Annotated in this window: 16 protein-coding genes; 14 read left to right on the top strand and 2 right to left on the bottom strand. The window is 45.1% G+C overall.

The genetic code is table 11. The features are described from left to right. Positions 1 to 34: 34 nt before the first annotated feature. The 14 genes from murD (at position 35) to AB6D06_RS09195 (ending at position 20,311) form a co-directional block, all read left to right on the top strand. Entirely contained in the window at positions 35 to 1,351 is a 1,317-nt protein-coding gene (gene murD / locus AB6D06_RS09260; protein ID WP_372100396.1) for a UDP-N-acetylmuramoyl-L-alanine--D-glutamate ligase, read from the top strand. A gap of 22 nt (positions 1,352 to 1,373) precedes the next feature. Next, entirely contained in the window at positions 1,374 to 2,570 is a 1,197-nt protein-coding gene (ftsW, locus tag AB6D06_RS09255) for a cell division protein FtsW (RefSeq protein ID WP_065584711.1), read from the top strand. A gap of 12 nt (positions 2,571 to 2,582) precedes the next feature. Then, positions 2,583 to 3,644, top strand: a complete 1,062-nt coding sequence (murG, locus tag AB6D06_RS09250; RefSeq protein ID WP_102428619.1) for an undecaprenyldiphospho-muramoylpentapeptide beta-N-acetylglucosaminyltransferase — start codon at positions 2,583 to 2,585, stop codon at positions 3,642 to 3,644. Positions 3,645 to 3,657: 13 nt separating this feature from the next. Next, a complete protein-coding gene (gene murC / locus AB6D06_RS09245) occupies positions 3,658 to 5,118 on the top strand; it encodes a UDP-N-acetylmuramate--L-alanine ligase (RefSeq protein ID WP_102428620.1) in 1,461 nt (486 codons plus the stop codon). Positions 5,119 to 5,396: 278 nt separating this feature from the next. After that, a complete protein-coding gene (locus tag AB6D06_RS09240; protein WP_372050049.1) occupies positions 5,397 to 6,089 on the top strand; it encodes a cell division protein FtsQ/DivIB in 693 nt (230 codons plus the stop codon). Continuing rightward, positions 6,082 to 7,350 (top strand): cell division protein FtsA, encoded by a 1,269-nt coding sequence (ftsA, locus tag AB6D06_RS09235; protein WP_010434747.1) that lies wholly within the window; start codon positions 6,082 to 6,084, stop codon positions 7,348 to 7,350. Before AB6D06_RS09240 ends, ftsA begins: the two co-directional genes overlap by 8 nt. 31 nt (positions 7,351 to 7,381) lie before the next feature. Further along, on the top strand, positions 7,382 to 8,611 hold the full coding sequence (ftsZ, locus tag AB6D06_RS09230; protein WP_017059291.1) for a cell division protein FtsZ: 1,230 nt from the start codon (positions 7,382 to 7,384) through the stop codon (positions 8,609 to 8,611). A 96-nt stretch (positions 8,612 to 8,707) separates the two neighbouring features. After that, entirely contained in the window at positions 8,708 to 9,625 is a 918-nt protein-coding gene (lpxC, locus tag AB6D06_RS09225; protein WP_010434751.1) for a UDP-3-O-acyl-N-acetylglucosamine deacetylase, read from the top strand. A 390-nt stretch (positions 9,626 to 10,015) separates the two neighbouring features. Beyond that, positions 10,016 to 12,742 carry a preprotein translocase subunit SecA gene (secA, locus tag AB6D06_RS09220; protein ID WP_372100394.1) on the top strand — a complete coding sequence of 909 codons (2,727 nt, stop codon included), beginning with the start codon at positions 10,016 to 10,018 and terminating at the stop codon, positions 12,740 to 12,742. Positions 12,743 to 13,090: 348 nt separating this feature from the next. After that, positions 13,091 to 13,489, top strand: coding sequence for an 8-oxo-dGTP diphosphatase MutT (mutT, locus tag AB6D06_RS09215; RefSeq protein WP_017062897.1), 399 nt, complete (start codon positions 13,091 to 13,093; stop codon positions 13,487 to 13,489). Between the two features lie 92 nt (positions 13,490 to 13,581). Then, the gene (dapB, locus tag AB6D06_RS09210) at positions 13,582 to 14,406 is read left to right on the top strand and encodes a 4-hydroxy-tetrahydrodipicolinate reductase (RefSeq protein ID WP_020628676.1); all 825 of its coding nucleotides are present in this window, start codon (positions 13,582 to 13,584) and stop codon (positions 14,404 to 14,406) included. 503 nt (positions 14,407 to 14,909) lie between these two features. Then, complete coding sequence (gene carA / locus AB6D06_RS09205) at positions 14,910 to 16,064, top strand: glutamine-hydrolyzing carbamoyl-phosphate synthase small subunit (protein ID WP_010434758.1); 1,155 nt, start codon at positions 14,910 to 14,912, stop codon at positions 16,062 to 16,064. A gap of 16 nt (positions 16,065 to 16,080) precedes the next feature. After that, on the top strand, positions 16,081 to 19,311 hold the full coding sequence (gene carB / locus AB6D06_RS09200) for a carbamoyl-phosphate synthase large subunit (RefSeq protein WP_372100392.1): 3,231 nt from the start codon (positions 16,081 to 16,083) through the stop codon (positions 19,309 to 19,311). Positions 19,312 to 19,531: 220 nt separating this feature from the next. Beyond that, a complete protein-coding gene (locus AB6D06_RS09195) occupies positions 19,532 to 20,311 on the top strand; it encodes a TSUP family transporter (RefSeq protein ID WP_012603222.1) in 780 nt (259 codons plus the stop codon). Here AB6D06_RS09195 and AB6D06_RS09190 read toward each other — a convergent pair. Together AB6D06_RS09190 and AB6D06_RS09185 are read right to left on the bottom strand one after the other, a co-directional pair. Continuing rightward, on the bottom strand, positions 20,262 to 21,107 hold the full coding sequence (locus AB6D06_RS09190; protein WP_372100390.1) for a LysR family transcriptional regulator: 846 nt from the start codon (positions 21,105 to 21,107) through the stop codon (positions 20,262 to 20,264). The two genes, AB6D06_RS09195 and AB6D06_RS09190, sit on opposite strands and share 50 nt — an antisense overlap. A 132-nt stretch (positions 21,108 to 21,239) precedes the next feature. After that, a complete protein-coding gene (locus AB6D06_RS09185) occupies positions 21,240 to 21,821 on the bottom strand; it encodes a flavodoxin family protein (protein ID WP_069597297.1) in 582 nt (193 codons plus the stop codon). Positions 21,822 to 22,351 lie beyond the last annotated feature (530 nt).

Below are 22,351 nucleotides of genomic sequence, written 5' to 3'. Positions count from 1 at the left end.
GGCTCTTTAAAACTATTAAGAGCATCTTGTTTAAATGGAACGTTGGCAAAATATTCAAAATGTAGTGGTTGTGGGGCTCGGTATTACCGGGCTCTCTGTCGTTAAACATCTCGTAAAATATCAACCTCATACGCATGTGAAGGTCATTGATACGCGAGAGCTACCACCAGGAAAAGAATCTTTACCTGAGTCGGTAGAGCTGCATTCTGGAAGCTGGAATAGCCAATGGCTAGCTGAGGCTGATCTGGTGGTTGCTAACCCAGGCATTGCTTTAGCGACACCTGAAATTCAAGATGTGCTTCAAGCGGGTACGCCTGTCGTTGGCGACATCGAGCTGTTTGGTTGGGCTGTAGATAAGCCTGTTGTGGCGATTACTGGTTCAAACGGTAAGAGTACCGTGACTGATCTGACTGGTGTGCTTGCTAAGGCTGCTGGGCTTAATGTTGGCGTTGGCGGCAATATTGGCATTCCTGCCCTAGACCTTCTAGAACTTGATGCGGATTTATATGTCCTTGAACTTTCAAGTTTTCAGTTAGAAACTACATCGAATTTAAAACTTGCCGCTGCGGCATTCTTAAATCTGTCTGAAGATCATATGGATCGCTATCAAGGCATGGCTGATTACCGTGAGGCCAAGTTAAGAATCTTTAATAACGCGCAGTGTGCGACTGTTAATCGTGAAGACAAAGAGACTTACCCTGACCAGACAATGCCATTGTTGACTTTTGGCCTAGATAACCAAGAGTTTGGTGTATCAACGATTGATAGTACTGAGTGGTTGGTCGATCACGGTAAACCTGTCCTTGCTACCCAAGATTTAACATTGGTTGGACGTCACAATGTGGCGAATGCGTTAGTCTCACTTGCACTATTGAAGCAAGTTGGTATCGACTACAGCAAAAGTCTTGATGCTTTGAAGGCCTATAACGGTTTGACGCATCGTTGCCAAGTCGTGGCTGACAAGCGCGAAATCAAATGGGTTAATGACTCCAAAGCAACGAATGTAGCCAGCACATTGGCAGCCCTGTCTGGGTTGGAGTATCAAGGTACGTTATATCTTTTGGTTGGCGGCGTTGGTAAAGGTGCTGACTTTAGTGAGCTTGAACCAGTATTGGCGCAACTTGAGCGTGTTCAGCTGTGTTGTTTCGGTGAAGATGCAGATCAATTCATGCCTCTGCACCTATCGGCACAAAAGTTCGATACCATGCAGCAGATAATCGAATCTATCTCGCCACAGCTGGTGGCTGGAGATATGGTGATGCTGTCTCCGGCGTGCGCAAGCTTCGATCAATTTAATAATTTCATGGCAAGAGGTGATGCGTTCACTGAGCTTGCTCATGAGTATGCTTAACGTGTTGAAGGACTAACATTCAGTGCAAAGAGTCAAAGAGATTAATCAATCCATCTGGCAGTGGCTAAACCGTGCTACTCCCGAGGCGCTTTACGATCGTCAATTGGTGTGGATTGCTCTTGGGCTAATGCTGACAGGTTTGGTGATGGTGACGTCTGCTTCGTTCCCCATCAGTGCTCGTTTAACCGATCAGCCGTTTCACTTTATGTTCCGTCATGCCATCTTCCTTGTATTGGCGTTAGGTGTCTCTAGCGTCATATTGCAAATCCCGATGCAACGCTGGTTTCAATACAGTATGTATCTACTGGGCTTGTCCTTCTTCTTGCTGATTGTGGTATTAGCCGTCGGTAAGTCGGTTAACGGAGCATCGCGTTGGATCCCATTAGGGCTATTTAACTTACAACCCGCTGAAGTCGCCAAGTTATCGCTGTTTATCTTTATGGCGGGCTACTTGGTTCGGAAGCAAGATGAAGTGAGAAAAACCTTCTTCGGTGGTTTTGGTAAACCGATCATGGTATTCGGCGCTTTTGCCGTGCTGCTGCTAGGCCAGCCCGATTTAGGTACTGTGGTCGTAATGCTAGTGACCCTGTTCGGCATGCTATTCATTGCTGGTGCCAAGCTTTCACAGTTTATCGCCTTGATGGTGGCAGGTATTGCCGCGGTCGTCGGTTTGATTGTTATAGAACCTTATCGTGTTCGACGTGTTACCTCATTCTGGGAACCTTGGAACGACCCGTTCGGCAGTGGTTACCAGTTAACTCAGTCATTGATGGCGTTTGGCCGTGGTGATTGGATGGGGCAAGGGCTTGGTAACTCGATTCAAAAACTCGAATACTTACCAGAAGCGCATACCGATTTTGTATTTGCTGTGTTGGCTGAAGAGCTTGGCTTTGTCGGTGTTACCTTAGTATTAATGTTGATCTTCAGCTTGGTGTTAAAAGCCATTCTGATAGGTAAAAAAGCCTTTGAACACGATCAAGTGTTCAGCGGCTATCTGGCTTTTGGTATTGGTATTTGGTTTGCGTTTCAGACGCTTGTTAACGTAGGTGCTGCATCTGGCATCGTTCCGACCAAAGGTCTAACCCTACCGCTAATCAGTTATGGTGGTTCGAGTTTAATTGTTATGTCTGTGGCGGTATCAATGCTGCTGCGCATTGACCACGAATGCCGAATGCAACAAAAAGAACAAGCTGATAGTCAAAACGAATTAGTAGAATAAGAATCTAACGTGATGAAACAAAACAAAAAACTTATAGTGATGGCTGGTGGTACTGGCGGTCACGTTTTCCCAGGGTTAGCAGTAGCGAAAAAGCTTCAGCAACAAGGTTGGGAAATTCGCTGGTTAGGCACAGCAGACAGAATGGAAGCGGATTTAGTGCCAAAGCATGGCATTGAAATCGACTTCATCAAAGTGAAAGGCCTGCGTGGTCAAGGCATTAGCAAGTTAATTAAAGCGCCGTTCCAGATTATTAATGCCATACTTCAAGCAAGGCAACACATCAAAGCATGGCAGCCTGATGTGGTACTTGGTATGGGTGGCTACGTGAGTGGCCCGGGTGGTATCGCGGCATGGTTGTCTGGCATTCCAGTGGTTCTCCATGAACAAAATGCAGTGGCAGGTTTAACCAACCAATGGCTGTCTAAGATTGCTAAAAAGGTTTTCCAAGCTTTCCCTGGTGCGTTTCCTACTGCAGAAGTGGTGGGTAACCCAGTACGCGAAGATGTGGTTGCCTTAGCTGAACCCGAGCAACGCATGGCTGAGCGTGATGGTGACATCCGCATCTTGGTTATGGGCGGCAGTCAGGGCGCAAAAATCCTAAACGATACCTTGCCAGTAACGATGGCGCAGCTTGGTGAAGGCTTCACTGTGATGCACCAAGCGGGTAAGAACAATCAACAACAAGTTATTGAGCAATACAAATCACATTCTGTTGGTAATGTTCAAGTGACTGAATTTATTGATGATGTGGCGCAAGCTTATGAGTGGGCAGATCTATTAGTGTGTCGCTCAGGTGCATTAACCGTATCAGAAGTGTCTGCGGCAGGTGTCGGTTCTATCTTCGTTCCGTTTATGCACAAAGACAGACAACAAGCGTTGAATGCCGACCATTTAGTTGAATGTGGCGCAGCGTTAATGATTGAACAGCCTCAACTAACGGCTGATAAGCTAGCGAACACTATCGCGCAGCTTGATAGAAATGAATTAAAAATGATGGCAACAAAAGCTCGTCAAGCCGCCAAGCTTGATGCTGATGTGACCGTCGCTGAAGCGATTAAAGCTTTAGCAAAATAATGAGATTGAATTGATGACGATTGAACATACCCAAGACTTAGCGCAAATCCGTGCAATGGTGCCAGAGATGCGCCGTGTTAAATCTATCCACTTCATTGGTATTGGTGGTGCCGGAATGAGCGGGATTGCTGAAGTCTTGCTAAATGAAGGCTACCAGATCACGGGTTCTGATATTGCTCAAAACCCAGTGACTGATCGTTTAGTTAGCAAGGGTGCGACCGTTTATATCGGTCACCAAGCGAGTAACGTTGCCGACGCAAGTGTGGTGGTTGTTTCAACCGCTATCAACGAAGAAAACCCAGAAATTATTGCAGCTCGTGAAGCGCGCACACCGATCGTTCGTCGTGCAGAAATGCTGGCTGAGCTGATGCGTTTTCGTCACGGTATTGCTGTGGCAGGTACGCACGGTAAAACAACCACGACTGCGCTAGTGACACAGATTTACTCGGAAGCCGGCCTAGATCCAACCTTCGTAAACGGTGGTTTGGTTAAAAGTGCTGGCACTAACGCACGTTTAGGTTCAAGCCGTATTCTTATCGCTGAAGCCGATGAGAGTGATGCTTCATTTTTACATCTGCAACCTATGGTTAGTATCGTAACTAACATTGAAGCGGATCATATGGATACCTACGGCGGCGATTTCGAAACGCTAAAGCAGACATTTATCGATTTCCTACACAACCTGCCGTTCTACGGCCAGGCTGTGATGTGTGTAGATGATCCTGTTGTACGTGAACTTATCCCTCAGGTGAGCCGCCAAGTGATTACTTACGGCTTCTCTGAAGACGCTGATATCCGCATTGAAAACTATGTACAACAAGGTCAGCAAGGCAAGTTTACGGTTGTTCGTAAAGGTAAAGCCAATCTCGATATTACGTTGAATATTCCCGGTCGCCATAACGCACTGAACGCATCAGCGGCGATTGCGGTTGCGACGGAAGATGACATCAGCGATGAAGCGATTCTAAAAGCGATGGCTGGAACGGAAGGCACTGGCCGTCGTTTCGATCACCTTGGTGAATATGAAACGGGTAAGGGTGTTGCAATGCTGGTCGATGATTACGGCCATCACCCAACCGAAGTTGATGTCACCATTCAAGCTGCACGAAGTGGTTGGACTGATAAACGTCTTGTGATGATCTTCCAACCGCACCGTTATAGCCGCACTCGCGATCTGTATGATGACTTCGCGAACGTTCTTGAGCAGGTTGATGTGCTTATTCTGTTAGATGTTTATTCTGCAGGTGAGAAACCTATTGCAGGGGCTGACGGACGCTCGTTAAGTCGAACTATTCGTGGGCGTGGTAAGATTGATCCCATCTTTGTTGCTGATATCAACACGCTGCCGTCGGTTTTAGCCAACGTTATTCAAGGCGGAGACCTTGTTTTAACACAGGGTGCTGGTGATGTTGGTCGTGTAGCGAAGCAACTTGAATCGCTACAATTAGACATTAATAAGATGCAAAACGCGTAGCAGAATACTGTATACAGACTGTGGTTGATCGCTCACTTCTTGCGATTGACCTAAAATTGACCAAAAATCTTATTATCAACGTTTGATAGTTTGATTTTGCTCAGTATAATTCATAGGTTAAAGTAAGTGCTTTTACCTCTATTACGAAGATAGGGAATAGAATTGCGAACCAACGACAGGGAATGCGGGCTTTGGTAGAAAGTACTTTTAGCGAAAACCGCCACCTATTCAGTTTACCATCGCTAAAGAAACACGCTGTAGGCGGGTCTTTTTTTGTCATGGTACTGCTATTCATTGGATTTCTTTTCTATACCACACTGACTTGGATGTGGGACGATCAGCGATTGCCTCTCTCCAAAATAGTACTTCAAGGCGACTTAACTTACGTAACTGCTGGTGATGTTCAACATGCCTTTGGCGAGCTAGAGCATATTGGAACGTTCATGTCGCAAGACATCGGTGTGTTGCAAGACAGTTTAGAAGCGTTACCTTGGGTTTCAGTGGTGTCCATTCGTAAGCAGTGGCCAGACACAATAAAAGTATTTTTGACTGAGTACCATGCGGCAGCAATCTGGAACGGTAACATGCTGCTGAATGACGATGGTCAGGTGTTTAATGGTGATATCGGTCTTTTGAAGGGCGATAGAGTCAAGCTTTACGGCCCAGACGGCACCAGCCAAAAAGTGATAGAAAAGTGGCGACAGATAACCCCTTTGATTAACAATCTAGGGTTAACCGTTACCTCGCTCGTTCTCAATGAGCGTCGCGCTTGGCAAATAATCCTAGATAACGGTATCCGTTTAGAACTAGGTAAAGATTCTTTAGATGAGCGTGTTGAACGCTTCATTTCGCTTTACAACGAACTTGGTAGTAAAGCGAATCAAGTGAGCTACATCGACCTCAGGTATGATACGGGAGCCGCTGTAGGTTGGTTTCCAGAGCAAGAGTTAGAAGAGAGCACAGATGACTAAGACCGCAGATGACAACATAATCGTTGGTCTTGATATAGGCACTGCGACCATATCAGCTCTAGTTGGTGAAATATTGCCTGATGGTCAAATCAATATCATTGGTTCAGGGCAAAGCCCATCCAGAGGTATGGATAAAGGTGGTGTAAACGACCTAGAGTCGGTAGTGAAGTCAGTTCAGCGAGCCATTGATCAAGCAGAGTTGATGGCGGAATGCCAAATCAGCAATGTGTTTATCTCGCTATCGGGCAAACATATCGCGAGCCGAATTGAAAAAGGCATGGGCACTATTTCTGATGAAGAGGTGTCTCAAGACGATATGGATCGAGCGATCCATACCGCGAAATCAATTAAAATAGGTGATGAGCAGAGAATTCTGCACGTGATTCCACAAGAATTTACCATCGATTATCAAGAGGGGATCAAGAATCCACTTGGTTTATCTGGTGTTCGAATGGAAGTCAGTGTTCATCTAATTTCTTGCCACAGCGACATGGCGAGAAACATTATTAAAGCTGTTGAACGATGTGGTCTCACAGTAGAACAAATCGTGTTTTCAGGACTTGCCTCAAGCAATGCGGTAATTACTGAAGACGAGAGAGAGCTTGGAGTATGTGTTGTCGATATCGGTGCGGGTACAATGGATATTTCCATTTGGACTGGCGGCGCACTTCGACACACAGAAGTCTTTTCCTACGCAGGAAATGCAGTAACCAGTGATATTGCCTTCGCTTTCGGCACGCCAGTGAGCGATGCTGAAGAGATAAAAGTAAACCATGGTTGCGCTCTGAGTGAACTCGTAAGCAAGGATGATTCTGTTAACGTCCCAAGTGTTGGTGGTCGCCCATCGAGAAGTTTGCAACGACAAACTTTGTCGGAAGTGATTGAACCACGTTACACTGAACTTATGGGTCTCGTTAACCAAACTATTGATACGGTTCAATTACAGCTACGAGATGAAGGTATTAAACACCACCTTGCAGCTGGCGTCGTTCTCACTGGTGGAGCGGCACAAATTGACGGATTGGTAGAGTGTGCGGAACGTGTTTTCCGCAATCAAGTTCGAGTTGGTAAGCCGTTAGAAGTTAGTGGCTTAACTGACTATGTTAAAGAGCCGTATCATTCTACGGCGGTTGGTTTACTTCATTACGCAAGAGATTGTCAGATCAGTGATGAAGGTGATTACAGCGAACCTAAGCGTTCAGCACCTTCTATGTCTGGTTTATTTGGCAAATTGCGTAATTGGATACAAAAAGAGTTTTAACCTGAGTTGCAGGAAAAAACGGAGATAACACATGTTTGAACCGATGATGGAAATGTCTGACGATGCAGTAATTAAAGTCGTTGGAGTTGGTGGCGGTGGCGGTAACGCTGTTGAGCACATGGTACGTGAATCAATCGAAGGCGTAGAATTCATCAGTGTTAACACTGATGCACAAGCACTTCGTAAAACAAGCGTGAGCAGCGTGATCCAAATTGGTGGTGATATCACTAAAGGTTTGGGCGCTGGTGCAAACCCACAAGTAGGCCGTGATGCAGCTCTCGAAGATCGAGAAAGAATTAAAGAAGTTCTAACTGGCGCCGATATGGTATTTATCGCAGCTGGTATGGGCGGTGGTACTGGTACAGGTGCTGCTCCAGTTATTGCTGAAGTTGCGAAAGAGTTGGGTGTGCTAACGGTTGCTGTTGTAACTAAGCCATTTAGCTTTGAAGGCAAAAAACGTTTAGCGTTTGCTGAGCAAGGTATTGAAGAGCTTTCTAAACATGTGGATTCTTTAATTACGATTCCAAATGAGAAGCTACTTAAAGTACTTGGCCGCGGCGTAACTCTGCTAGAAGCTTTCGCAAGTGCTAATGATGTACTTAAAAACGCTGTACAAGGTATCGCTGAGCTAATTACTCGCCCTGGTATGATTAACGTCGATTTCGCGGATGTTCGCACCGTAATGTCTGAGATGGGTCATGCAATGATGGGTAGCGGTATCGCAAAAGGTGAAGACCGTGCTGAAGAAGCTGCTGAAACGGCAATTTCTAGCCCACTACTAGAAGACATCGACCTAGCTGGCGCACGTGGCGTTCTTGTGAACATCACAGCAGGCCTAGATATGCGTCTAGATGAATTCGAAACAGTAGGTAATACAGTTAAGGCATTCGCATCTGATAACGCAACAGTTGTGATTGGTACTTCTCTAGACCCTGATATGACGGATGAAATCCGTGTAACTGTTGTAGCAACAGGTATCGGCACAGAGAAAAAACCAGACATTACATTAGTTGCTGGTGGTAAAGCTAAGGTTGCACCAACTCCTCAACCACAGGTAGCGGCTCAAACTGCACCAAAAGTGGAAGAGAAAGTGGCACAACCATTGCAAGAAAAAACTGAGGTTAAACCTCAAGTTAAGCCGCAGCCAACAACGTCACCTGTTTCTTCAGGTACAGGCGCTAGCCAAAGTGCAGCACCTAAGGCTGAGAAAGAGAGTGGATACTTAGATATTCCAGCATTCTTACGACGTCAGGCTGATTAACAAATACCCAAAATTTGACTATCGTCGAATTAATGGTAAAATTCGCGGTCGGTAAATACTGACCGTGATTTGTAGCACTGATAACGAGGCAAGCAGATGATCAGACAACGTACTCTGAAAGAAATTGTGAAAACAACTGGTGTGGGTCTCCACTCTGGTCGTAAAGTCACACTTACTCTTCGCCCGGCAGCTGCAAATACAGGTATTGTTTATCGTCGTACAGATGTAAATCCACCTGTAGATTTCCCAGCTGATCCAGCGTCAGTTCGTGACACTATGCTATGTACAGCTCTTGTTAATGACGAAGGCGTACGTATCTCTACAGTGGAACACCTTAACGCAGCTTTAGCGGGTATGGGCATCGACAACATTATTGTTGAAGTAGATGCACCTGAGATCCCAATTATGGATGGTAGCGCAAGCCCATTCGTATACTTGCTACAGCAAGCGGGTGTAGAAACACTGAATGCAGCGAAGCGTTTTATTCGTATCAAAAAGCCTATCCGTTTTGAAGATGGCGATAAGTGGGCAGAATTTGTTCCATTTAACGGCTTCCGTATGGACTTTGAGATCGACTTTAACCACCCAGCTATTGAATCTGATGAGCAACGTTTGTTGTTTGATTTCTCTTCACAAGGTTTTGTGAAAGAAATTTCTCGCGCTCGTACTTTCGGCTTCATGCGCGACATTGAGTATCTACAATCTCAAAACCTAGTACTTGGTGGTAGCTTTGATAATGCTATCGTACTTGACGAATACCGAATTCTTAATGAAGAGGGTCTACGTTTTGACAATGAGTTCGTAACTCATAAAGTACTAGATGCGATTGGTGACTTGTACATGTGTGGACACGCTATTATTGGTGAGTTTCGTGCATACAAATCAGGTCACGGCCTAAACAACCAACTACTACGTGCAGTACTTGCTGACGCAGAAGCTTGGGAATGGGCAACATTCGAAGAAGAAGTAGGCTCTCCTGTTGCATTTGCTGAACCAGGAATGGTTCTAGCGTAATTGTTGTTTACAGCAATATAAGATTTCGAAAACCAGGTCATTGACCTGGTTTTTTTGTATCTATTTTCCAGATACAGTGTCGTCAACATCCGAAAGTTGTCTCCCAATGAGCTGCAGTCTGGCTAATCCATCAGCAATTAGAAAGAAAAGTTCCAAGCACATCAAACAAATGGGGTTATAAATGGTTGTTGGTGTGAAAATTACTTACACTAAAGGGCATTAATTTTAACTCAAGCCTTGAAAACTCTACTCTCAAGTACAATATCAAAGATACTAGATTTATCTCAGTATCCTTGGTTAGTAACTGAAGACTAGTTCATAGCTAGTAGAGACACTGACGGCATTTAAAATAGATCGCGGACGATCTGAGAACGAAGAGATTCCAAGCACATGATTACTAAGCTGCTGACAAAGGTAATTGGCAGTCGCAATGACAGAACACTGCGCCGCCTTAGAAAAATTGTAAAAGAAATTAATAACTTCGAACCAACGTTTGAAGCACTTTCAGACGAAGAACTAAAAGCAAAAACGGTTGAATTTCGTGAGCGCTTAGATAAAGGTGAATCGCTAGACCAACTTCTACCTGAAGCATTTGCTACGGTACGTGAAGCGTCTAAGCGTGTTTACGGCATGCGTCACTTTGACGTGCAAATGATTGGTGGCATGGTTCTAAATGCTGGCCAAATTGCAGAAATGCGTACTGGTGAAGGTAAGACTCTTACAGCAACCCTACCAGCTTATCTTAACGCCCTACCTAGCAAAGGTGTTCACGTAGTAACGGTGAACGACTACCTAGCGAAGCGTGATGCGGAAACAAACCGCCCATTATTTGAATTCCTTGGTATGACTGTTGGCGTAAACGTGCCAAACATGGCTCCACCAGAGAAGAAAGAAGCGTACCAAGCGGATATCCTATACGGAACAAACAACGAGTTTGGCTTCGATTACCTACGTGACAACATGGCTTTCCGTACTGAAGATCGTGTTCAACGTGAGCGCTTCTTTGCTGTTGTCGATGAGGTTGACTCAATCTTAATCGATGAAGCTCGTACTCCACTTATTATCTCTGGCCCAGCTGAAGATAGTTCAGATCTTTACACGCGTATTAACACGTTGATCCCTAACCTTGAGCGCCAAGATAAAGAAGATTCTGAAGAGTACCGTGGTGAAGGTCACTACACCATGGACGAGAAATCGAAACAGGTTCACCTGACTGAAAACGGTCAAGAATTTGTAGAAGAGCTAATGGTCAAAAACGGCCTGATGGAAGAGGGTGACACGCTTTACTCTCCAACTAATATCAGCCTATTGCACCATGTTAATGCAGCGCTGCGTGCACACGTACTGTTTGAGAAAGACGTCGACTACATCGTTACTGAAGAAGGCGAAGTGGTTATCGTTGATGAACATACTGGTCGTACTATGCCAGGTCGTCGTTGGTCTGAAGGTTTACACCAAGCTGTTGAAGCTAAAGAAGGTGTGAAGATTCAGAATGAAAACCAGACGCTAGCATCGATTACATTCCAGAACTTCTTCCGTCTATACGAAAAACTGTCAGGTATGACAGGTACAGCCGATACAGAAGCTTTCGAATTTCAGTCTATCTACGGCCTAGAAACAGTGGTTATCCCAACCAACAAGCCTATGGTTCGTAACGATATGCCAGATGTGGTTTATCGTACCGAAGAAGACAAGTTCAATGCGATCATTGAAGACATCAAAGACCGTGTAGCTGCTGGTCAGCCATCATTGGTTGGTACGGTTTCTATCGAGAAGTCTGAACTACTGTCTAACGCACTGAAAAAAGCAAAAATTAAGCACAGCGTTCTAAATGCTAAATTCCACGAAATGGAAGCAGAGATCGTTGCACAAGCTGGTATGCCGAGTGCGGTAACTATCGCAACTAACATGGCTGGTCGTGGTACCGATATCGTATTAGGTGGTAGCTGGCAGGCACAAGTTGAGAAGCTAGAGAATCCAACCAAAGAGCAGATCGAGAAGATCAAAGCTGACTGGAGAGTAATCCACGATAAAGTGCTTGAGTCAGGTGGTCTGCACATCATTGGTACTGAGCGTCATGAATCTCGCCGTATCGACAACCAGCTACGTGGTCGTTCTGGTCGTCAAGGTGATGCGGGTTCTTCTCGTTTCTACCTATCAATGGAAGATTCTCTGCTACGTATCTTCACATCGGATCGTATGGCTGGTCTTATCCAAAGTGGTATGGACGAAGGCGAAGCGATCGAATCTAAGATGCTTTCTCGCTCAATTGAAAAAGCACAACGTAAAGTTGAAGGTCGTAACTTCGATATTCGTAAGCAGCTTCTTGAGTACGATGATGTAGCCAATGACCAACGTAAAGTGGTTTATGAGCTTCGTGATGAACTGATGAGCTCTGACGATATCAGCGAGATGATCGAACACAACCGTGAAGATGTATTGGCATCAGTGATTGATGAATACATCGCACCTCAGTCTCTTGAAGATATGTGGGATATCGCGGGTCTGCAAGATCGTCTGAAGAATGACTTCGATCTAGACTTTGATATTCAAGGTTGGTTAGACGAAGACGACAAGCTTTATGAAGAAGCATTGCGTGAGCGTATTCTTGCTATGGCGGTTGATTCGTACAAACAGAAAGAAGAAGTGGTTGGTGCTCAAGTACTGCGTAACTTCGAGAAATCTGTGATGCTACAAACGCTAGACGGCCTTTGGAAAGAGCACTTGGCTGCGATGGATCACCTTCGTCAAGGTATCCACTTACGTGGTTATGCTCAGAAGAACCCGAAACAAGAGTACAAGCGCGAGTCGTTTGAACTGTTTGAAGGCCTACTAGATGTACTGAAAACAGACGTTGTTACCATCCTTTCTAAAGTGCGCGTTCAGCAACAAGAAGAAGTTGAAAAGATGGAAGCTCAACGTCAAGCTCAAGCTGAAGAAGCGGCGCGTCGTGCACAAGCGCAACATGCAACAGCTGAAAACCAGCTAGCTGACGATGAAGCTGAAGCGGCATCTCCACAAACGGTAGTGCGTGACGAGCGTAAAGTTGGCCGTAACGAGCCATGCCCATGTGGTAGCGGTAAGAAGTACAAGCAGTGTCACGGTAAAATCGCGTAAGTTTAATGAATCGTTGCTGTAGCGCATGATAGCTGCGTTGGTGGTACTCACTTACAGTCGTAAGCTCCGTGCCACCGCCTTGCTCTCATACACTACAACTTAGCTTCATAAAACTGACAAATAGAATATAAAGAGTCGCTTAGGCGGCTCTTTTTGTATGTAAATTTCATGGCTTACTTTGTTACGCAAGGAAGTTGTCATTCCCTATAGCGAGGAGTGAGCGTAGTAGGGAATCTTGTTTAGTTAGGCTCGCGTAGTTTTAGATCCCCAACTCAGTCGTTCCTCTTTCTTGAGGATGACGTATTTAGGGACTATGTGAGTTCAGCGTTTTATTAAGGAACACCATCAATGAAAAGAATCCATATCGTAGCGGGTATTATCTTCAATCAAGATAAGTCACAGGTCTTTATCACTAAGCGTCCAGATGACAAGCACAAAGGTGGCTTCTGGGAATTTCCAGGTGGCAAGGTTGAAGAGGGCGAAACTATTGAGCAAGCGATGACTCGCGAGCTTGATGAAGAGGTCGGTATCAAGGTGACCGAGCAGTCTCTGTTTGAGCATCTTGAATTTGATTACACGGATAAGTCACTTAAGTTCGATTTCATTCTCGTGACTGATTTTGAAGAGCAGCCTTATGGTAAAGAAGGTCAGCAAGGTGAATGGGTAAGCCTAGAATCATTGAATCAATACGCCTTCCCAGAGGCAAATGTGCCAATTTTAGAGCGAGTAATAAAAGAGTTTTCGTAATTGCTAGCCTGAGTTTGAGATTGTTGTTAGTTTAAAGAGATTAATCGATTGAACGTTGCTGCAAGAGATAAGTGGCAACGGTAACCAAAACAATGGAGATATTCGCAGTGGTAAGAATTGCAATTGCAGGAGCAGCGGGCCGCATGGGCCGCAACTTGGTGAAAGCCGCTCATCATAATTCAGAAGCAAGTGTTGGAGCTGGTTCAGAGCGTCCAGAGTCATCTTTGGTCGGCGTAGATGTCGGCGAGTTATGCGGTGAAGGTCGTTTTGATGTTGCTTTAGTCGATGATTTGTCTAAAGCCATCGAAGAGTTTGATGTGATTGTCGATTTTACTGCCCCTGTTAGCACATTAGCGAATATTGAACTTTGTAAACGTCACGGTAAAAAACTGATCATCGGTACAACGGGCTTCTCTGAAGAAGAGAAGCAGGTGATTGATGCTGCTTCAAAAGAGATGGCTATCGTAATGGCACCTAACTACAGCGTTGGTGTGAACCTGGTCTTTAAGCTGCTAGAGAAGGCCGCTAAAGTGATGGGCGATTACTGTGATGTCGAGATCGTTGAGGCTCATCACCGTCATAAAGTCGATGCACCGTCAGGTACTGCGATTGGTATGGGCGAAGCTATTGCGGGTGCTATGGGCAACGAGCTGAACGATGTAGCTGTATGGTCACGCGAGGGTATTACTGGCGAGCGCACTAAAGATGAGATTGGTTTCGCGACGATTCGTGCCGGTGACATTATTGGTGAACACACCGCTATGTTTGCTGATATCGGTGAACGAGTGGAAATTACCCATAAAGCCACTGATCGAATGACCTTTGCTAATGGCGCAATCAAGGCCGCGGTTTGGTTAAATGATAAACCAGCAGGCTTTTATACCATGACGGATGTGCTTGGTTTGAATGACCTATAAATAGATATTTATGCGCTGGCAATTGCCGGCGCTTTCTTTATTTGGTGCCTTTTCCTTAGTAATCTCACTTCTCCGATCTTCCTTCTACTTTCTTCTTATCGCCTTTTTGACTCCATTTCTATGCTGTTTATGTGGTCTTTAGTATGTTTTTTGTTTTAGATCTTTAAATTGTCATGTTTTCTCTTGGTATTTATCGATTGCGTTTTGTTGCTGATATTTTTATCACTCTATGGTTGGCTAAAATGAGGGGTGAAAATTAGAAAATCGTAATATTCGAGCTAAATGCGTATGAAAGTTGAACTTTTGGAGCTTTGAGGGGGTAAATTGAATTAGTCCTTACAAATGTTTAATTTCTTTTGAGTTAAATGTTGACACGTATCACGCAGATCACTAAAATACCGCCAATTTGTCTAATTTCCATAAACACGCAGTTTTTGGTGTTGCAGGAAGGTAGATTTGCAAATTAAATCAATTTTAATGCATTTTTATTTCTGGAGGTTGTCTTGAAGAAGTCAGCACTACTCGTCCTAGAAGATGGGACAGTATTTCACGGTGAAGCCATTGGCGCTGTAGGTTCTGCAGTTGGTGAAGTCGTTTTTAATACCTCGATGACGGGGTACCAAGAAATCCTCACTGATCCTTCCTATTCTCAACAAATCGTTACCCTTACTTACCCTCACATTGGCAATACCGGAACCAATTCCGAAGACGAAGAATCTTCTTCAATCCACGCTCAAGGCCTTGTGATTCGCGATCTCCCTCTAATCGCTTCTAACTTCCGTAATGAACAATCCCTTTCTGATTACCTTAAGTCGCAAAACGTTGTTGGTATCGCTGATATTGATACTCGTAAGTTGACGCGTATTCTTCGTGAAAAAGGCGCACAGAACGGTTGTATTGTAGCTGGCTCTTCAGTAAACGACGGAAACCTAGACGAAGCTTTGGCTCTAGCTAAAGCAAAAGAATTCCCTGGCCTGAAAGGTATGGACCTTGCGAAAGAAGTTACAACAAAAGAAGCGTATCAATGGAAACAAGGTTCGTGGACGCTTACGGGTGGACTTCCTGAAGCGAAAGCAGACTCAGAATTGCCATACCACGTTGTTGCTTATGACTTCGGTGCAAAACGAAACATCCTACGAATGCTTGTTGACCGCGGCTGCCGCCTAACGGTTGTTCCTGCTGAGACTTCAGCTGAAGAAGTACTTGCTCTGAACCCAGACGGTGTTTTCCTTTCAAACGGCCCTGGTGACCCAGAACCATGTACTTACGCAATTGAAGCGACAAAAGTGTTCCTAGAAAAAGGCTTACCAATCTTCGGTATCTGTCTAGGTCACCAGATTCTTGCTCTTGCGTCAGGCGCTAAGACAGTGAAGATGAAGTTTGGTCACCACGGTGCAAACCACCCGGTTAAAGATTTAGATCGTGATGTTGTGATGATTACTTCGCAAAACCACGGCTTTGCTGCTGACGAAGAAACCCTTCCAGAGACACTACGTGCAACGCACAAATCACTATTTGATGGTTCTCTACAAGGTATTCACCGTACAGACAAACCAGCATTCAGCTTCCAAGGTCACCCTGAAGCAAGCCCAGGTCCAGAAGACGCAGCGCCGTTATTCGACCACTTTATTGAACTAATCAAACAGCACACAGCGTAATTCGGAGTAGTAGACAATGCCAAAACGTACTGACATTAAAAGTATTCTTATTCTAGGTGCTGGCCCGATCGTTATCGGCCAAGCATGTGAGTTCGATTACTCTGGTGCTCAAGCTTGTAAAGCGCTTCGCGAAGAAGGTTACCGAGTTATTCTTGTAAACTCGAACCCAGCGACAATCATGACTGACCCAGATATGGCAGATGCAACTTACATCGAGCCTATCCAATGGGAAGTTGTGCGTAACATCATCGCTAAAGAGAAGCCTGATGCAGTTCTACCTACTATGGGTGGCCAAACTGCATTGAACTGTGCTCTAGACCTAGAAAAGCACGGCGTTCTTGAAGAGTTCGGTGTTGAAATGATTGGTGCAACGGCTGACGCTATCGATAAAGCAGAAGACCGTTCACGCTTCGATAAAGCAATGAAAGCAATTGGCCTTGAGTGTCCAACTGCTGATACAGCGAAAACGATGGAAGAAGCTTACAAAGTTTTAGACATGGTTGGCTTCCCTTGTATCATTCGTCCATCGTTCACGATGGGTGGTACTGGTGGCGGTATCGCTTACAACAAAGAAGAATTTGAAGAAATCTGTCGTCGTGGTTTGGATCTATCTCCAACTAATGAACTTCTTATCGATGAATCACTTATCGGTTGGAAAGAGTACGAGATGGAAGTGGTTCGTGACAAAAACGACAACTGCATCATCGTATGTGCGATTGAAAACTTCGACCCAATGGGTATTCACACAGGTGACTCAATCACTGTGGCTCCAGCTCAAACGCTGACAGATAAAGAATACCAACTAATGCGTAACGCATCTCTAGCAGTACTGCGTGAGATTGGTGTTGAAACAGGTGGTTCAAACGTACAGTTTGGTATCAACCCGAAAGATGGCCGTATGGTTATCATCGAAATGAACCCACGTGTATCTCGCTCTTCTGCACTAGCATCTAAAGCAACAGGTTTCCCAATCGCTAAGATTGCAGCGAAACTGGCTGTTGGTTTCACGCTAGACGAGCTAATGAATGACATCACTGGCGGCGCAACTCCAGCATCATTCGAACCAACAATCGACTACGTAGTAACTAAGATTCCTCGTTTTAACTTCGAGAAGTTTGCAGGTGCTAACGACCGCCTAACGACGCAAATGAAGTCGGTTGGTGAAGTTATGGCTATCGGCCGTAACCAACAAGAATCTCTACAAAAAGCACTTCGCGGCCTAGAAGTTGGCGCGACTGGTTTTGACGAAATGGTGGACCTAGACGCACCAGATGCTCTAACGACTATCCGTCACGAACTTAAAGAAGCTGGCGCAGAGCGTATTTGGTACATCGCTGACGCATTCCGTGCTGGTATGTCGGTAGATGGTGTATTCAACCTAACGCAAATCGACCGTTGGTTCCTAGTTCAAATCGAAGACATCGTTAAGCTAGAGCAAGAACTTAAAGCGAAAGGCTTTGCTGGTCTAAATAAAGACGAGCTAAACAAGCTTAAGCGTAAAGGTTTTGCTGATGCGCGCCTATCTAAGATTCTAGGTGTAGCGGAAAGCGAAATCCGTCGTCTACGTGACCAATACGATATCCACCCGGTATACAAGCGTGTAGATACGTGTGCAGCTGAGTTCTCTTCAGATACGGCTTACATGTACTCATCTTACGATGACGAGTGTGAAGCAAACCCAACAGACAAAGAAAAAATCATGATTCTAGGCGGCGGTCCAAACCGTATCGGCCAAGGCATTGAATTTGACTACTGTTGTGTACACGCATCACTAGCGCTACGTGAAGATGGCTACGAAACTATCATGGTTAACTGTAACCCTGAGACAGTTTCTACAGACTACGATACGTCTGACCGTCTGTACTTCGAACCAGTAACTCTGGAAGACGTACTAGCAATCGCTCGTGTTGAGAAGCCAAAAGGCGTTATCGTTCAGTACGGTGGTCAAACGCCACTTAAACTGGCACGTGCTCTTGAAGCTGCTGGCGTACCAATCATCGGTACTAGCCCAGACGCAATCGACCGTGCAGAAGACCGTGAGCGTTTCCAAGTTGCTGTAGACCGTCTAGGCCTACTTCAACCAGAAAACGCGACAGTAACAACAATGGAGCAAGCGGTAGAGAAATCTCGTGAAATCGGCTTCCCACTTGTTGTACGTCCTTCTTACGTACTTGGTGGTCGTGCGATGGAAATCGTATACGACGAGCAAGACCTACGTCGCTACTTCAACGAAGCAGTTAGCGTATCAAACGAATCTCCAGTACTACTTGATAGCTTCCTAGATGACGCTGTTGAAGTAGACGTAGATGCGATTTGTGACGGTGAGCGCGTTGTAATCGGCGGTATTATGGAGCACATCGAGCAAGCGGGTGTTCACTCTGGTGACTCAGCATGTTCTCTTCCTGCATACACGCTAAGCCAAGAAATCCAAGACGTAATGCGCGAGCAAGTTGAAAAGCTAGCGTTCGAGTTGGGTGTTCGTGGTCTGATGAACACGCAGTTTGCTGTTAAGAACAATGAAGTGTACCTAATCGAGGTTAACCCTCGTGCAGCACGTACGGTTCCATTCGTATCTAAAGCAACTGGTGCGCCAATCGCTAAGATTGCCGCTCGTGTAATGGCGGGTCAATCTCTAGAGTCTCAAGGCTTTACGAAAGAAATCATCCCACCTTACTACTCAGTGAAAGAAGTTGTACTTCCATTCAACAAGTTCCCTGGTGTTGACCCACTGTTAGGCCCAGAAATGCGCTCTACTGGTGAAGTTATGGGTGTTGGTGCGACGTTCGCAGAAGCATACTCTAAAGCTGAATTGGGTTGTGGTAACATCTACCCAGAAGGCGGTCGTGCACTTCTTTCTGTTCGCGAAGGCGACAAAGAGCGTGTTGTTGACCTAGCATCTAAACTATCTAAGCTTGGTTACCAGCTAGACGCAACTCACGGTACTGCGGTTATCCTTGGCGAAGCGGGCATCAACCCACGTCTAGTAAACAAGGTACACGAAGGTCGTCCTCACATTCTTGACCGTATCAAGAACAACGAGTATACGTACATCGTGAACACTGCAGCTGGCCGTCAAGCGATTGAAGATTCTAAAGTTCTTCGTCGTGGCGCGTTGGCTGAGAAAGTTAACTACACGACGACGCTAAATGCTGCATTTGCGACTTGTATGGCGCACACTGCAGACGCGAAAACGTCAGTAACTTCAGTTCAAGAACTGCACGCACAGGTTAAAGCTTCTCTAGCTTAATTGACTAACGTGTATCGCTGCTAAGCGGATATAAATGCTCAAAGCCCACTCTTCGGAGTGGGCTTTTTTATGTCTGTCATCTGGTGTCGGTTAAATAGTGAAAATCTGGTGATGGCTAAATGATGAAAATTTGGAATAGGTTACAATCTTGTGTTTCGTTGTTGATTGTTTGCTCACGGTGGTAAGTTGTCGCTTCACGAGAATTTAAGGCGTTGGGTATATGGAAATCACTCTAGAAATATTGGCTATCTTGTTTGTTGTTGCAACGGCAGCAGGCTTTATTGATGCAATGGCTGGCGGCGGTGGACTATTGACTCTACCAGCATTGCTAGCGGCTGGAGTACCACCAACGCAGGCATTGGCAACCAACAAACTTCAAAGTTCTTTTGGCAGCTTCTCCGCCAGTTGGTATTTCGTGCGCAACGGTATCGTCAGCATCAAAGAGATGCGCCTTGCTATCTTTTGTACCTTTATTGGCTCTGCAATTGGCGCTGAGTTAGTCCAGCACATTGATGCGAGCCTACTGACCAGTGTTATCCCACTGCTGCTTATCGCTATCTCTCTCTATTTCCTGTTGGCACCCCAAACTAGAGCGTCTGAAGGAAAACAGAAGATCTCTGAGGCGATGTTTGCTCTGTGTATTGGTGGCGGCGTGGGTTTCTATGATGGCTTTTTTGGCCCAGGAACAGGTTCTATCTTCACCGTCTGCTTTGTTGCTATTGGTCACTTCTCGTTAGTCGATGCTACGGCGCGTACTAAAGTACTTAACTTTACCTCGAATATCGCTGCCTTAATTTTCTTTATTTTGGCTGGTTTGCCTATTTGGGAGTTGGGATTAGTGATGGCGGTCGGTGGATTTATGGGCGCTCAGCTTGGCGCTAAAGTGGTGGTGACAAAAGGGCAGAAATGGATTCGCCCCCTTGTGATCGTGATGTCGATGCTAATGGCGTCTAAACTGCTTTGGGAACAGCATCAACAATGGATTCTATCAGTGTTTTAACTCGTGGAGACTGGTAACTATTTGGTCTGACACAGATATGAATCGGCCGAATCAAGCCTGCTAATTCGGTGAAGCTATACAGATATTGAGGCTCAATATTGAGTGTTTTTACGATAGAGAGCGGGATCAACGCTGGCCCAGTCCCGCCCAATGCAAGTTGCGCCGCTGCGGTGTAGGCATCCATCTCCATCAAGGGTTTGATACCAAATTTTTCTAATACAGAAAGTTGATAAGAATTGGCTGGATTGGTCATGTCGTTAGTGATGACCATTGGAGGGAGATCCGTTAGCGGCGACTTACTCACTATGTAAAACGGTTCATCAAAAAGATGGAAGGTCATCAACCCATGATGTGGTGGCAGTAAGCCAGCACACAACCCCAAGGTCGCCTTGCCGGACTGCACCCGTTCGATAATTCTCGGCGTGTGGTTGGTGGTAATGGTGATGTACTTATCTTGCTGGATAAATTGGCCCATCATCTCACCTAAATAACCGGCTATCAGAGACTTATTGCTGTCTAGGGTGATGAGAGTGGTATCTTCCAACTCTTGCTGTTCATAAATAAGCCCACGAAGTTCATTGAATGTCGGGCCAATACTCTCGATTAATGCTATCGCATCTGGCGTGAGTTTTATCTGTCGGCCACTCGGTTCAATGAGCTTTTTACCTAGCTTCTTTTCTAAATTCGCAATCCGTTTGCTGACCGCTGATTGGCTGATATAAAGCAAACTGCCTGTGCGGCTCATGGTCTTTGCTTTACTCAATATCAGTAGAGTTTCGATTCCTTCGAGTAGCATTGGGTTATATTCATGAAAGTTGGGAATGATTGTTTCAACTTACCTCAAACAACATTCATTCTCTAGTCTTGAGATCATAGATATCAATCAAGCTAGGAGTTTTGAAGCTAGCCCGTCAGCTAACTAGTTAGTTTAGGTTCTCTTAACTAGACTCGCGATGCGCTGACCAAAATAGAAAGCAGTCTGAAGATCGTTACTGTTGATGTGACTATTGGTGCTATCTGCCGTCTCATCTTCACTGGCGACCAAACCAATGCTTGACCCTGTGCGATTCAAACCTAAGTCATCAATGTGCTTTGAGATATCAAGCCCAGCCCAAATCATGCCATGCTGACAGGCCAGAGTGAAAAAGCTCAACAAGGTTTGTTGCTGCTCACCGTTAAGGCTGCCGCCAGTGGTAAAGCCTGCTGCGAGTTTATTTCGCCATGCTTTCTTACAATAGCTATCACTACTTGCATCCATAAAGCTCTTAAACTGCGCGGCTGGTGAACCCATATAAGTCGGGGAGCCAAAGATAATGGCGTCACAGCTGTCTAATGACTTGAGCTTATCATCATTGTCATACCTTCCTTCGACCACTTCAGAAGATAGCACTTCGACAAGGAGTACTGAGTTAGGTTGTTGAGTGTTAATGCCTTCAGCGATTGTCTCAGCAACTTGCTTAGTTGTTCCATTCTTAGAGAAGAAAACAATGCCCACTTTACCAATACTCATCTTGAACTCCCTTTTGCCAATGTTAGTAAATACATTTATTTATAAAGCTATTTGTTTATTAATATAGCCTGCGAATTAGATAAGTAAACAAAAAACATTACTAACATCTTGGCTAATGGACTAACCAAATTGAGTGTTAGGAAAAGAAGGGATCTTTGAAGAGTGGAAATCGAGGGTATCAGTGATTTGAAACCGGATTAAAAAAGGCCCCTTTGCGGAGCCTTTCTCTTTGTAACGATAGCTTATTTGATGGCGAAGGTCGGCAATGATAACTTCCAGATATATCGTAGAGCGATGGCACTGAGTTGTTTTAGCTATTTCAGGAATTGCTGATAATTCATGCTACAACTGCTTGTTTCTTTGGTGAGAAGAGCGCACTACTTTCAGCAGTTGTCGTCTTCTATACCTTTCCATGAATGTTGCACTTATGATCTGAAATCAGGCCTAGTTACTTATCTGTTTTGTTGTCTTCAGTGGCGTTGTTGCCTAAATTAGTTGAACCTTTTCCAAGTCCTGTGATCTGATCATTT

Origin of the sequence: Vibrio sp. 10N.239.311.G01 (genome assembly GCF_041465805.1) — a bacterium.
Lineage (GTDB): Bacteria > Pseudomonadota > Gammaproteobacteria > Enterobacterales > Vibrionaceae > Vibrio > Vibrio crassostreae_C.
The sequence above is the reverse complement of the archived record's forward strand: the minus strand, read 5'-3'. Positions and strand labels throughout refer to the sequence as shown.